The sequence below is a fragment of the Alphaproteobacteria bacterium genome, from assembly GCA_019695395.1.
In the GTDB taxonomy this organism is placed as follows: domain Bacteria; phylum Pseudomonadota; class Alphaproteobacteria; order JAEUKQ01; family JAIBAD01; genus JAIBAD01.
The window spans coordinates 64,189-78,085 of the sequence record JAIBAD010000001.1 but is presented as its reverse complement, the minus strand read 5'-3'; the positions used below and the strand labels follow the sequence as shown (position 1 = coordinate 78,085).

Below are 13,897 nucleotides of genomic sequence, written 5' to 3'. Positions count from 1 at the left end.
TTATGAGTCTGAATGAACAAAGGCCAACTATTGTTTGGTTTAGACAAGATTTAAGACTAGGGGATAATCCAGCTTTAAAAGCAGCTTTAGACGAAAATCGTCCAATAATTTTACTTTATATTTATGATGAAAATTTTGCATCACCTTGGTCTATCCAAGGTGCCTCCTTATGGTGGTTGGGGCAAAGTTTGCTTTTTTTAGAAAGAAAGATAAAGTATTTTAAAAACAAATTGATTTTAAAGCGGGGTAGTGTTCTTAATCTTATACCCCATATAATTCGTGAGACTCGTGCAATTTCATTACATTGGAATAGATGTTATGAACCATCATCGATAAATCGTGATACATTATTAAAAGAAAAATTACAAAAACAAGGAATAGAAGTTACCAGTCATAACGCTTTATTGCTCTCTGAGCCTTGGCATAATCTTAATCAATCGAAACAACCCTTTAAAGTTTTTACACCATTTTGGAATCGATTAAGAAATAATTTAAATATATCTTATACATATTGGTACCCAAAACATCTACCTTGTCCAGACAAATTTCCAGAAAGCGATAATTTGAAAGAATGGAAGCTTGATCCCTTTTGGTCAAAAAAATTTAAATCTTATTGGCAACCTGGCGAAGATCATGCAGAAAAGCAATTGGATGATTTTATACAAAAAAAGATATTCAACTATTCAAAAAAACGGGATTATCCCTATGATGCATGTACATCAAGAATGTCCCCTTATTTACATTGGGGTGAAATATCACCAGCGAGAATTTGGTCAAAAACTATACAGCAATCGTTTTATAAGGATGCATCAACAGAACAAATAGAAAGTTTTTTAAGGCAACTTGGATGGAGAGAATTTTGTCATAGTTTGTTATTTTATTGGCCAACCTTTCCGGCTCAAGCGTGGCAAGATAAATTTAATAATTTTCCTTGGAATGATAAGGAGGAACATTTTAATGCATGGTGTTGTGGTCGAACAGGTTATCCCTTTATTGATGCAGCCATGCAAGAATTATGGCAAACGGGATGGATGCATAATCGTGCGCGTATGGTTGTTGCTAGTTTCTTGATAAAAGATTTATTAATTCCCTGGCAAAAAGGGGAAGCATGGTTCTGGGATACACTTGTTGATGCGGATCTTGCCCAAAATTCATCTAATTGGCAGTGGGTTGCAGGGTCTGGCGCAGATGCATCCCCATATTTTCGAATTTTTAACCCAATTCTACAAAGTAAGAAATTTGATCCACAAGGCAATTATATACGGCAATGGTTACCCATACTTAAAAATTTATCTGATAATGATATCCATACACCCTGGAAATTATCTAAAGAAAAATTAAAAGATTGTGGTCTAGTATTAGGAAAAAATTATCCTTATCCTATTGTTGATCATGAAGTCGCTAGAAAAAAAGCTTTAAATGCTTATAAAGCCTTAGTTTAAGATAGGTTTTTTCAATTAGTTTAAAAAATACATATAGAAGCAATAAGAATAGGCTTGACATTATGATAGGAATATGATAATAATAGTCCTATTATTGCTAAGGCTATTTATGGACTTTGAAAAAGAGGGAAGAATATCATGTCGATTCCATATGACTATGAAATTGGAAAACAAATCTGTGTTAAGATAGCGATGGGGTATAGGTTAGATAAATTAGAAGAAGATGACTTTCCACCCTTATTCCAAATCATGATCTGGCTATTGGAAGAAGAGGGATTTTACACGCTTTATGAAAAAGCCTTAAGGATCTATAGTGATATAATTACCGGTCGTGTGGCGGAACTTGTCAAGAAAAGTGAGAAGATCTTAGAAGAAGATAAAAGCTTAACATCATCCCAACGTCTATCCTATAACCGGATGGTGATAGGAAGTAGTAAATGGTTGGTTAAATGTTTGAACCTGAAAAAATCTGTGCATCGATCTCAAACCCTATTCAAAACTCAAGAAAGACGTGTTGATAGAATCCAACATATGGTTCAAAACCATAGTGGCTTTTCGGATTCAGCTAATCAGATACCTACCTACATTCCATAATAATTATGGATATATTCTGCATAATTATTATCCATGCCTTCAACAAAAAAATATGTAAAACCTTATAATTTATTAAATGTTAGCTATACAAAAATTTGTGATATATTGATTATGAGTAAAACTATTTATGTAAAAATATATACAATGTTGTAATTGTTATTTATTTTTATGAAAATTATATTTTATTCTTTAGGTTTTTATTTAAATAAATAAAAATTAATACGATTATCATCATAATGTCATGAAATGGTCATTAAACTTTCATAAATAAATGGTATTTAAATGCACATTTAAATTTTGAAGAGTTCACAAAGGGCAAAATAAATGACAATAAAAAATAAATATACAGCTAGAATTATCGAAAATTCTGATGATATAGGTTCAAATGATACAAATAATAAACCTATGGTTGAAATTGCTGATATATTTTTAAGTAGAAGAAATTTAATCAAAACAACATCAATTGTTGGGGCTGCGGCTTTTTTATCTTCTTCTATAGCTCGCTTTGCATTTGCAGATAATTTAGAAACTTTACCTTATATAACTTTTGAAGGTATATCCCATGGTATTGATGAAACACATCATATTGCCAAGGGTTATAACGCAGATATATTACTTCGGTGGGGTGATCCCATCATACATAATGCATCTTCCTTTGATCTTTATAATCAAACTGCCAGTGCACAAAAAAAGCAATTTGGGTATAATTGCGACTTTATAGGGTATTTCCCATTACCAGCCGGATCCCAAAATTCAAACCATGGTTTATTGTGTGTAAATCATGAATATACAAATGCTGAATTGATGTTTTCAGGGTTGAATCAAAAAAATAAAAAAGATCTTCTTACCAAACAGCAAATCGATGTTGAAATGATGGCATTAGGCCATAGTATTGTTGAAATAAAAAAAACCGGAATGTCTTGGGCTGTTGTTTCTGATTCATCTTATAATAGAAGAATAACGCTGGCTGATACCAAAATGCTTATTACAGGGCCAGCAGCAAAAAATGTACATATGCAGACAAGCCAAGATCCAAAAGGGGTAGAAGTAATAGGAACGCTTAATAATTGCGCGGGTGGTGTTACGCCATGGGGGACTGTCTTAATAGCAGAAGAAAATTTTAATAATTTTTTTGGTGGTACTTTTAAAGATCAGACTCAAACCAAATCGTATGAACGATACGGATTAAAAGAAGAAGCAGAATATCCTTATATGAAATTTTATGATCGATTTGATTTAAGCAAACATCCAAATGAAGTAAATCGTTTTGGTTGGATGGTAGAAATTGATCCTTATGATCCAAATTTTGTTCCACGAAAACGTACGGCCTTAGGTCGTTTTAAACATGAAGGAGCAGGGGTTGTCCTTAATAAAGATGGGCATATTGTTGTCTATATGGGGGATGATGAGCGGTTTGAATATATTTATAAATTTGTCAGTAAGAATAAATTCATACCTACTAATCGTCATGGCAATATAGATATACTGGATGATGGTATACTTTATGTAGCAAAATTTTCTGAAAATGGGAAAATGGTTTGGCTGCCCCTGCTTTTTAACCATGGACCATTAACCCCTGAAAATGGTTTTGAAAATCAAGGAGATGTTGTTATTCATGCAAGAAAAGCTGCCGATTTGATGGGGGCTACCCCTATGGATCGACCCGAAGATGTGGAAGCTAATCCTGTGAATGGCCGTGTTTATGCAATTTTAACGAACAATACTAAGCGTACAAATGAAAAGATAGATGCTGTTAATCCTAGGGCTAATAATCAAGCTGGACATATTATTGAAATGATCCCTCCTGGTGGTATAGGTAAGAATGCCGACCATACGGCCTTGGAATATCAGTGGGATATTTTTATATTGGCAGGTGATCCATCAAAAAATGATGCAAAATATGGTGCCACTTCAGATGTAAAAGATTGGTTTTTATGTCCTGATAATTGTACTTTTGATCAAAAAGGTCGGTTGTGGATTGCAACAGATCAAGGAAGCGATCAAGCGCAATTTGGTATTGGTGATGGATTGTATGTTATGGAAACAGAAGGATCAGGTAAAGCAATTCCGCAGCTATTTTATCGTGTACCCAAAGATGCAGAGATGTGTGGTCCTTGTTTCACACCTGATAACAAAACGATGTTTGTTGCTGTGCAACATCCAGGCGAAGGGTCAACCTTTGATAATCCCAGCACCCGTTGGCCAGATTTTAATGATAAAATGGTCCCCAGACCCTCGGTTGTTGTTCTTACTAAACAAGATAAAGGGATTATAGGTAGTTAAAAATTAATAATATACTCGTGATATTAATCTGGCTTCTTTTCTTGCCAATTACCTTGGTTATCTTGATAGAAATAAATAAGCGAGTGACCTAGTTTCTTGTATTCAAGCCAGCGTTGCCGGGCTAATTTAATATTTTCATCATTTTGATTATCAAAGATATCAATATATTGATCGAAATGATAAGTATGATTAGTGATTAAATGACCAATAATAAAAAGTATATTTGCCTTATTAGGATTTTCTTCTTTATCTGTGAGCCAAATTGGTTGGTGTTCTGCATACCCATCAAGATTATTACCGTGCGGTAAAAAACTTCTTTCATCGTGTGTCCATAGCCAATTGGTTAAAGATTCAATTTTTTCATCCTGGTCCATCCAAATAACAGCCCTTTGTTGGCGTTTTAATATACGGTCAAGCATGGTTTTTAAACCATGCTCAACACTTGTCTTATTAAGATGATAAAAACGAATTTCACCCATGGATTTCATATTGATCGTGAATAAAACGATTAAGCAATCTAACCCCAAAACCTGTTGCTCCTTTGGGGACGGTATCCAGATCTTTTGTAGTCCATGCTACACCTGCGATGTCAAGATGTGCCCAAGCTGTGCCTTTTTTAATAAAACGTTGTAAAAATTGTGCAGCGGTAATACTCCCACCTTCACGCCCACTACTATTACGCATATCTGCAATATCACAGTTAATAATTTTGTCATAATAATCAGCTAACGGCATATGCCATAAAGGTTCATTTTCCTTTTTTCCAGCTTTTATAAGATCTGCAGCTAGTTGATCATCGTTACTGAATAATCCACCGTAATGATGGCCAAGAGAAATTATAATTGCACCTGTTAATGTAGCAAGATCAATAATACATTGGGGATTAAATTGCTTTTGGCAATACCATAAAGCATCTGCAAGAACTAATCTACCTTCTGCATCTGTATTGATAACCTCAATGGTTTGGCCTGACATAGATGTCACAACATCGCCAGGTCTTTGTGCAGTACCAGATGGCATATTTTCAACTAAACCAGCAATCCCAACGACGTTTACTTTGGCTTTGCGCTCTGCTAATGCTCTAATTGTACCTAAAACTGTAGCAGCACCTGCCATATCCCATTTCATATCTTCCATATTGGCAGCTGGCTTAATAGAAATTCCCCCACTGTCAAAGGTGACACCTTTTCCTACAAGGGCCACGGGTTGTTTTTGGCTAGGTGCTCCTTTCCATTCAAACACAACTAATTGACTTTCGCGGTTACTACCTTGACCAACTGCAAGTAGGGCATTCATGCCAAGTTTGCTCATTTCTTTTTCACCAAGAACTTGAACTTTAACACCTAATTTTGTTAATTTTCGTGCTTCATCAGCAAAAGTTTTTGGATATATTACATTTGATGGTTCTGTGGCAAGATCGCGTGTAAAGAAAACAGATAAAGCAATTTTTTCTAATGGGCTGAATAGTTTACTAGCCTGAACGGTATTATGGAGCATAACATTAATAGCTTTAACATTGAAAGGTAATCTTTCGCGTGTTGCTTTACGATATTTATCAAAATGATAACTACGTAATAAACTTCCATAAGCAATATGTGCAGCCATAGATTCGGGTTTTACATTTACTTTATTAACAGGATCAACAAGAACATTTGCTGTTTCACTTTTTATATGACTTAAATATTTTAAAATTGTCCCACCAATTTTCTCACACGTTAAAATATTACAATCCAAAACATTTCCCATACCTATGAAAAGAAAATGGTCAAAATTTTTATTATGATTGAAAGTAAAGTGTAAAGTTTCACCTACTTTACCTTTAAAGTCGTTGTTTTTAACAAAATTTTTAAGCGCACCATTTAATTTTTTATCAAGCTCTGTAGATAAAGGGCCCCAAAGATTTCCTTCAAAAATACCTAGGACAGTGAGTTTTTTTTCTGATAAATTTGGTTTTGTAAATGTAATTTTCATTATTTTTTCCTAAAAGACGATAGTCAATGAATTATATTTGCGTTTAGATTAAAATAAATTTTTGCTATAATTACCAGAAAAAAATAGTTTTTTGTAATTATTTTCTTATGAAGGTTAAAATATGTTCAAAAAGTATTTTTATAAGATAAATTTATGTTTAGGTATTTTATTTATCTTCGGCATATCTTTTTCAGTTAATGCCCAAACTGATCTTGGTATTATTGCTGTTGTTAATGATGGCGCTATTACTGCCTTTGATTTAGAACAACGTGCTCGTGTTGTTATGCTGTCATCTAAGCTGCAAGATATGCCGGAAGTAAGAAAAAAAATTATGCCACAAATTTTGCGTGGATTAATAGATGAACAGCTAAAATTTCAAGAAGCAAAAAAGAATGGTATTAATGTGAGCGAAGAAGAAGTGCAAAGAACATTCGCTATAAACGCACAAAATAACAAAATTTCTTTAGATGAATTTAAACAAAAACTGCAGACAAGTGGTATAGATTTAAATGCATTTAGTAACCAAATTCGAAACGAAATTGCATGGAATAAATTACGTGCTAGTAAACTAAGATCTAAAATTAACATTAGCCCTGATGAAGTAGAAGAAAGATTGCAAATTCTTAAATCAAATATTGGTAAACCTGAATATAAGATTTCTGAAATCTTTCTGCCAACTGATAATCCAGATCAGATTAATGAAGTAAAGCAAACAGCTGATCGGCTATTAGAACAAATCCATGAAGGCGCAGATTTTTCAAATATCGCACGTGATTTTTCCTATTCAGCCAGTTCAGCACGCGGTGGGGATTTGGGGTGGGTTCATGCAACCCAATTAGATTCACAATTAGAACTTGCATTAAGAGATTTAAAACCAGGTCAATTAACAGAACCAATTCGTATTACAGGAGGTTATACAATCTTATTGTTACAAGATCGCCGAATGGTTAGTGATTTTGGATCTAGTAAAACTATGATATCTATTAAACAATTTCCTTTACCCATAACTTCAATGTCCTCTGCGGCAGAAATAGAAGGTATGAAAAAAAGATTGAAAACTCTTATTTCTGAAGCACAGAATTGTGATCAATTTGGCAGACTTGCTGAAGAAAATAGTCCGAATGCACGTGTGGATCTTGCTAAAACATTTATTGATGAATTGCCTGAAGAACTTAGAAATATTGTGAAAGATTTACCGGTTCAGGTGGCAAGTGCACCTGTTCAATTACCAGGTGCAATAGTTTCTTTTATGGTATGCGAAAAAGAGGAAGCTGACCCCCAAACTATTGCACGTAATAAAATTGCCCAACAATTAGAACTAGAACAGCTGGATTCTTTGGAAAAAGCATATTTAAGGGATTTGCGCCGGGTGGCTTTTATACAATTGCGGCAAGGATAATTTTGATTTTACCAAGTTTGCGTCAGCTGATAGACCAATATGATTTAATGCCCAAATCATCTTTGGGTCAACATTTTTTATTTGATCCTAACCTAATGGACCGTATTGTTAAGTCAGCTGGCAATTTAAATAACTCTACAATTATTGAAATTGGCCCAGGTCCGGGTGGGCTTACGCGTGCCCTTTTGGAAAGCCCGGCACATTCAATTATTGCTATTGAACAAGATCTAAGATTTAAACCTGTCTTAGAGTTACTTAAACAAAAATACCCCAATAAGTTTGATTTTATTTTAGATGATGCATTAAAAATTAATCTTCAAACATTAGGCCAAGAACCAAGATTAATAATAGCTAATTTACCTTATAATATTGCAACTATATTATTAATAAATTGGCTTGACTATATCCGATCATTTTCTCAATTAATTTTAATGTTTCAAAAAGAAGTCGCAGATAGGTTGGTTGCAAAACCGGGAAGTAAAGCTTATGGCAGACTTAGCATTTTAGTACAATGGTTAGCTGATGTTGATGATATATTTGATATTGCACCAGGATCCTTTTTCCCACCACCTAAAGTTTATTCAACAGTTGTTCGATTAACGCCATTATCCGAACCAAGATTTAAAGCTAACCCATATACCTTACAAAACTTAACTAAAACGGTTTTTGGCCAACGTCGTAAAATGATCCGTCATAGTTTACGTGGATTAACAAATGATGCACAATCGATTTTGCATCAAGCAAATATTGCAGAAACTTTACGTCCAGAAGATTTAACATTAGAACAATTTTGTACTTTAGCCAATTTACTTGATAAAGAGAAAAATTAAGACGCTGTAGGGTAAATCAAAAAAGATTGATCTTCTAATAACTTCTCATTAACTAAAACTTTATTATTGATAACAGTTAATTTATTTTTTGCTAACCATTGTAGGGCAATGGGATAAATTTTATGTTCTAATTCAAGAACACGTGTGGCTAATGTTTCCGATGTATCTTTGGATAATACAGGTGTTATGGCTTGAATAATAATAGGTCCTGTATCAATATTTGCATCAACAAAATGTACCGTACATCCTGTAAATTTTACCCCTGATTCTAGAACGCGTTGGTGTGTATTCAATCCTGGAAAAGCTGGAAGAAGGGAAGGATGAATATTAATAATTTTTTTATCCCATTTTTCAATAAACTGTTTACTTAAAATTTTCATGAAACCAGCAAGACATATGAAATTAATTTTATAATTTTGTAATGTTTCCAATAGACTGCTTTCAAAAGAGAAACGATCAGGAAAAAGATGATGATCAATAATTTTAGTTGGTATATTTTTTTGTTCTGCCTTAAATAATCCGGGTGCTTTGGGATTATTACTAATTACTAGGCTTATTTTTGTTTTTGAAGAAAGAGTGTCACAGGATTTTATTAAGGCTTCTAAATTACTTCCGCGACCTGAAATGAAAACAGCTGTATTTAAATAGCCCATGATTCTTTAAAATCATTAAAAACAACTGGGGCATTTGACGAATTGCGTTGGCCAATTTTACCAATTATGAAAGTTTCTTGGTGATGCTTTGCAAAAATTTCTTTTAAAATAGGGTAATCAGTTTGATTAGCAAGACAAATCATACCTATTCCACAATTAAAAACTTGAACCATTTCCATAGGATCAATATTACCTATTTTTTTAAGCCATTTAAAAACAGAAGGAATAGTCCAGCTTTGCGTATCAATATAGGCGGTTAAATTTGAAGGTAAAATTCTAGGAATATTATCAAGCAATCCGCCACCTGTAATATGTGCTAACCCTTTTATTAAATTTGTTTTAAATGCTTCAAGACAGCTTTTAACATAGATATGGGTCGGTGTCAGTAAAACATCACCTAAACTTCGAGAAGGAAAAAAAGGTGCTGGATTGTGATAACTAATATCATGGTGATGCACTAAATGCCTTACAAGTGAAAAGCCATTAGAATGAACACCCGAAGAAGGTAGTGCAATAATAATATCACCTTCACAAATAGTATTTTTGGGTAAAAGTTTTGACCTTTCTACCACGCCGACAGCAAATCCGGCTAAATCATAATCAGATTGATGATAGATACCTGGCATTTCTGCTGTTTCTCCCCCTATAAGGCTACAGCCTGATTCTTGGCAAGCCTGGGTAATGCCTTTGATCACTTCAGTTGCTAAAGGTAAGGAAAGTTTGCTTGTGGCAAAATAATCTAAAAAAAATAAAGGTTCGGCACCTTGAACAATAAGATCATTAACACACATAGCTACTAAATCTTGTCCAATAGTGTGGTGTTGGTTAAGTTCTATGGCAATTTTTAACTTAGTGCCCACCCCATCTGTTGTAGCTACTAGGACAGGATCTTGATAATTTAAAGCTCCCATATCAAACAGTCCGCCAAAACCACCAAGATTACCCATAGTTCCCAATCTTTTGGTTTGTGCAACTAAGGGTTTTATCATGTCGACAAAATTATTGCCTTGATCAATGTTAACACCAGAAGATTGATAAGAATGTATTGGAATTAATTTTCTCCTTCGTCTAAATTGATTTAACTAGCTACAATATAGTATTGTATGAGGTTGACAATAATGATTTTTATTTTTCTTGGTATTTTGCTTTTATTTTTGGGATTTCTTTATAAAAATAAATATAAAGTAATTCCTTATTTTTTCTTTTTGTTTTTTAGTCTATCTTTTTATGCACTAGCCCAACAAAATAATTTTTATATTATTGATAATGTTGATGTTGATGTAACAGCAAAAAGCGCAGCTGAAGCACGGGACCTTGCTTTAATCCAAGGGCAACGTATCGGGTTTCAAAGATTGTTGCAACAATTAGTCTCACCCCAAGATGTAGCAAGATTTTCACAGATATCAGATGCAGATATTACGAAATTAGTTGAAGATTTTGAAATACAATCAGAAAAAGCTTCTGCGGTAAGATATATTGGTAAACTTACTTTTCATTTCCAAACAGAAGCAATTCAAAGTCTTTTACAAGAAAATAATATAGCTTTTAATAAAACTGTAGATCGTCCTCCCTTAGTTCTACCCATTTTAACGATGGATACAGGAAGTCTTTTGTTTGAAGACAATAATCTTTGGTTTAATGCATGGCAACTTGGTCAAGCACGTAATCAACTTTTACCTGTGATTGTCCCTTCTAAAGATACACAAGATATGGCTTTGTTAGATGGAGCAGAGGCTTTATTGGGTAATCAATCTGCGCTTGCTCGTATTATGGAGCGATATAGAACTAATGATGTAATAGTGATTGAATTACGTCCAACAATAAATACGAAAAATGAAACCGTAGCAGAAATTATGTTTCAACGTTATTCTCCAACCGGTAAACAAGATCAATTTTCACAAACCATACCTTTGCCAAATAACGCAGATTTTAACAAAGTTGAAACTTTTCAACCTCTTGTAGATCAAGTAGTTAATAATTTTCAAACTATTTGGAACCGTCCTCAAATTGCTTCTTTGCCTGTAGGACCAGAAAGTAGTTTGCTTGTACGTATTATGCCTGTTGATTTAAAAGAATGGTCTTTTATTTATGAAAAATTAAAAAATTTACCTGGTATTAAATCCGTACAACCTTTATCTTTAAGAAAGTCTAATTTTTTAGTTAGTATAATTTTTGTTGGTGATGAAAGCCAATTAATTAATAATTTACAGACACAATCATTACGTTTGTCTATGGATACTAATGGTAATAAATTAATAACTCTATCACCCTGAATGTCAAAAAATTATATATGTTAGCAATTAAATTATTTTATTAATTCAAATAAATATATGACAAAACAAGGTTATTTTTGGCTGCTTTTATTAATAGCTTGCATTATAGTTCTTTATTTTTTAAGTGGCATGTTATTGCCTTTTGTTTTAGGGATCGCTGTTGCTTATTTTTTAAATCCACTTTGCAACTATCTTGAAAAAATTGGATTGGCACGCGGGATTAGTGCTGCTTTAACCCTTATAGGTTTTATATTAATATTTCTTTTGGCAGGTTTATTACTTTTTCCAATGGTTTCGCATCAAACACTTGAATTATTGGAACGTGGTCCATCCTATATTAATAGTTTGATTATTAAATTACAGCCTATTTTAGATTTAATTCAGCAAAAAATTAGATTACAAGAATCTTTACAACTTAGAGAAATATTAGCAGGGCAAATGAGTTCTATGTTAAATTTCTTTGGGAATACTTTGGCTGGAATTCTTAGCCGTGGTGCAGCGTTTGTAAATGTAATTTCATTGCTTTTAATTACACCTGTTGTGGCTTTTTATATACTTAAAGACTGGAATTTATTGACTAAATATGTTGATCATTTATTGCCTCGCTTATTTGCGAAAACAATAAGAAGACAAATTAAAGATATAGATAAAACATTAGCGGGATTTGTGCGTGGCCAAGCTATAGTCTGCTTATTATTGGGATTTTATTATAGCATTTCGTTATCCTTATTAGGATTAGATTTTGGATTAAGTTTGGGTGCTTTAATAGGTTTTTTATCATTTATTCCTTATGTGGGAAGTATCACTGGGTTTATTATTTCTGTTAGTTTAACATTAGCCCAATTTGCAGAATGGACGCCATTTTTCATTGTGATTGGTATTTTTATTATAGGGCAAATTTTGGAAGGTTATGTATTGACCCCTAAATTAGTAGGATCAAGAATTGGGTTGCATCCTGTTTGGATTATTTTTGCTCTATTAGCGGGTGGAACGCTTTTTGGATTTCTTGGTATTTTGATTAGTATACCTATTGCTGCTTCTCTAGGGGTATTATTAAGATTTGTTCTTGATAAATACTTTCATAGTCAGTTTTATTTAGGTAAAGATTTATCTAAAAAATAACACCTTTAATAATTTATATGTCTATCAAACAATTTTCTTTAAAATTCCAACACAAAAATTCTTATTTAGAAGAAGATTTTTTTGTGAGTGATTCTAATCGTATAGCGAAAAATTTAATTGATTTATGGCCAATTTGGCCCCAGCCAATTGTAGCTATTTATGGCCCTGAAGGCAGTGGTAAAACACATCTGGCCCAAATATGGGGCCAAAAATCGCAGTCTTATTTTTTTACGTACAGTAAAACTAATTTAGAGCAATGGCTTCAACTTTCAAAATCGTTTAAAACATTTGTTTTTGATGATCAAGAAGAAGTAAGAAAAAATGATAAACAAAACTTTGAAAAGTTTTTTTTTCATTTACTTAATTTAATTAAAAAAAAAAAAAAAAATTTATTAATATGCAGTCAAATGCCCCCGTCACGTTGGTCAGTGGATTTACCAGATTTACAATCTAGACTAGAAACAATACAAGCAGTTCCTATTTATCCACCAGATGATTTCTTAATTACAGCGTTACTCGTTAAAAAATTTTCAGATTACCAATTGACTATTAACAAACGTATTATTGATTACATACTTACCCACACAGAAAGATCATTTGTTGCTATCCATCATATAGTACAACAAATTGATGAGTATAATTTAGCATCAAAAAAACCTTTAAATCTTTCTTTAGTACGCCAAATAATTAAAAATTTAAATTCTCATAAAAAAGATTTGTAGTTTATTGAAGTTTATGGGGATCAATAATATTAATCAAAAGCCCTAAATTAAATATTATATTTTCCCATTTTGTAATATGAAATTTTAATATTCCTAATCCTGCTGTTGGCATTGTGTGAAAAGTTGAAAGAATAGACCAATTTTGGTCTTCTTTTTTGGTCAATGAAAAAAGAAATTGAGTTAAAGTAGGATTATGCCCAATAAGCAAAAGATTATCATAATTATTTTCTGTTTTTTTTATTTCTTCTAGATATTCTTGTTGCGAAGCATGGTAGAAAGAATCATGATAAACTGTTTCATAGTTTTGTGGAGAAAATTTGGATTCAATAATATGACATGTTTCTTTCGTACGTTTGGCTGATGAACATAAAATTTTTATAGGTAAGGGAACATTTTCTTCTATAAATTTAGCTGTTTTTTCCACCTCTTCTTTTCCTTGGAATGTAAGAGTACGATCAAAATCTTTTAGATCAGTAAAAGGTATTTTGACTATAGCTTGTCCATGTCTTAAAAGATAAAGAGTTTTCATAAAGATAAGTTTGTTTTATAAAAGTGAATTCTGTCAATATAATATTAATATAATCAATATACTTAGAATAATATAAATT

At 32.7% G+C, this 13,897-nt stretch carries 13 protein-coding genes; 8 read left to right on the top strand and 5 right to left on the bottom strand.

Features of this window, described 5'->3' with window-relative positions; all coding sequences use genetic code 11:
• Nucleotides 1-2 precede the first annotated feature (2 nt).
• The 3 genes from K1X44_00340 to K1X44_00330 all read left to right on the top strand — a co-directional run bounded on the left by K1X44_00340 (nucleotide 3) and on the right by K1X44_00330 (nucleotide 4,319).
• Nucleotides 3-1,442, top strand: a complete 1,440-nt coding sequence (locus tag K1X44_00340; GenBank protein MBX7145735.1) for a DNA photolyase family protein — start codon at nucleotides 3-5, stop codon at nucleotides 1,440-1,442.
• A gap of 138 nt (nucleotides 1,443-1,580) precedes the next feature.
• Nucleotides 1,581-2,036 carry a hypothetical protein gene (locus K1X44_00335; protein ID MBX7145734.1) on the top strand — a complete coding sequence of 152 codons (456 nt, stop codon included), beginning with the start codon at nucleotides 1,581-1,583 and terminating at the stop codon, nucleotides 2,034-2,036.
• A 324-nt stretch (nucleotides 2,037-2,360) separates the two neighbouring features.
• The gene (locus tag K1X44_00330; GenBank protein ID MBX7145733.1) at nucleotides 2,361-4,319 is read left to right on the top strand and encodes a PhoX family phosphatase; all 1,959 of its coding nucleotides are present in this window, start codon (nucleotides 2,361-2,363) and stop codon (nucleotides 4,317-4,319) included.
• Between the two features lie 23 nt (nucleotides 4,320-4,342).
• On the opposite strand, the gene K1X44_00325 is transcribed toward K1X44_00330, so the two are convergent.
• Both K1X44_00325 and K1X44_00320 read right to left on the bottom strand, forming a co-directional pair.
• Nucleotides 4,343-4,798, bottom strand: coding sequence for a DNA polymerase III subunit chi (locus K1X44_00325; protein MBX7145732.1), 456 nt, complete (start codon nucleotides 4,796-4,798; stop codon nucleotides 4,343-4,345).
• Nucleotides 4,791-6,290 carry a leucyl aminopeptidase gene (locus tag K1X44_00320; GenBank protein MBX7145731.1) on the bottom strand — a complete coding sequence of 500 codons (1,500 nt, stop codon included), beginning with the start codon at nucleotides 6,288-6,290 and terminating at the stop codon, nucleotides 4,791-4,793. The genes K1X44_00325 and K1X44_00320 overlap by 8 nt, the downstream gene beginning before the upstream one ends.
• Nucleotides 6,291-6,411: 121 nt before the next feature.
• On the opposite strand from K1X44_00320, the gene K1X44_00315 reads away from it, so the two are divergent.
• Nucleotides 6,412-7,689 carry a peptidylprolyl isomerase gene (locus tag K1X44_00315; GenBank protein ID MBX7145730.1) on the top strand — a complete coding sequence of 426 codons (1,278 nt, stop codon included), beginning with the start codon at nucleotides 6,412-6,414 and terminating at the stop codon, nucleotides 7,687-7,689.
• A gap of 47 nt (nucleotides 7,690-7,736) precedes the next feature.
• Nucleotides 7,737-8,519, top strand: a complete 783-nt coding sequence (rsmA, locus tag K1X44_00310; protein MBX7145729.1) for a 16S rRNA (adenine(1518)-N(6)/adenine(1519)-N(6))-dimethyltransferase RsmA — start codon at nucleotides 7,737-7,739, stop codon at nucleotides 8,517-8,519.
• On the opposite strand, the gene purN is transcribed toward rsmA, so the two are convergent.
• Together purN and purM are read right to left on the bottom strand one after the other, a co-directional pair.
• Nucleotides 8,516-9,172 carry a phosphoribosylglycinamide formyltransferase gene (gene purN, locus K1X44_00305; GenBank protein MBX7145728.1) on the bottom strand — a complete coding sequence of 219 codons (657 nt, stop codon included), beginning with the start codon at nucleotides 9,170-9,172 and terminating at the stop codon, nucleotides 8,516-8,518. The genes rsmA and purN overlap by 4 nt on opposite strands.
• On the bottom strand, nucleotides 9,160-10,224 hold the full coding sequence (gene purM, locus K1X44_00300; GenBank protein MBX7145727.1) for a phosphoribosylformylglycinamidine cyclo-ligase: 1,065 nt from the start codon (nucleotides 10,222-10,224) through the stop codon (nucleotides 9,160-9,162). The genes purN and purM overlap by 13 nt, the downstream gene beginning before the upstream one ends.
• Nucleotides 10,225-10,290: 66 nt before the next feature.
• Between purM and K1X44_00295 the strand changes: the two genes are divergently transcribed.
• From K1X44_00295 to K1X44_00285, 3 genes are read left to right on the top strand one after another with little or no spacing between them, the layout of a single operon-like run.
• The gene (locus K1X44_00295; protein MBX7145726.1) at nucleotides 10,291-11,445 is read left to right on the top strand and encodes a DUF2066 domain-containing protein; all 1,155 of its coding nucleotides are present in this window, start codon (nucleotides 10,291-10,293) and stop codon (nucleotides 11,443-11,445) included.
• Nucleotides 11,446-11,502: 57 nt separating this feature from the next.
• The gene (locus K1X44_00290; GenBank protein MBX7145725.1) at nucleotides 11,503-12,567 is read left to right on the top strand and encodes an AI-2E family transporter; all 1,065 of its coding nucleotides are present in this window, start codon (nucleotides 11,503-11,505) and stop codon (nucleotides 12,565-12,567) included.
• A gap of 17 nt (nucleotides 12,568-12,584) precedes the next feature.
• On the top strand, nucleotides 12,585-13,289 hold the full coding sequence (locus tag K1X44_00285) for a hypothetical protein (protein ID MBX7145724.1): 705 nt from the start codon (nucleotides 12,585-12,587) through the stop codon (nucleotides 13,287-13,289).
• Nucleotide 13,290: 1 nt separating this feature from the next.
• On the opposite strand, the gene K1X44_00280 is transcribed toward K1X44_00285, so the two are convergent.
• Nucleotides 13,291-13,818, bottom strand: coding sequence for a histidine phosphatase family protein (locus K1X44_00280; GenBank protein ID MBX7145723.1), 528 nt, complete (start codon nucleotides 13,816-13,818; stop codon nucleotides 13,291-13,293).
• Between the last annotated feature and the right edge of the window lie 79 nt (nucleotides 13,819-13,897).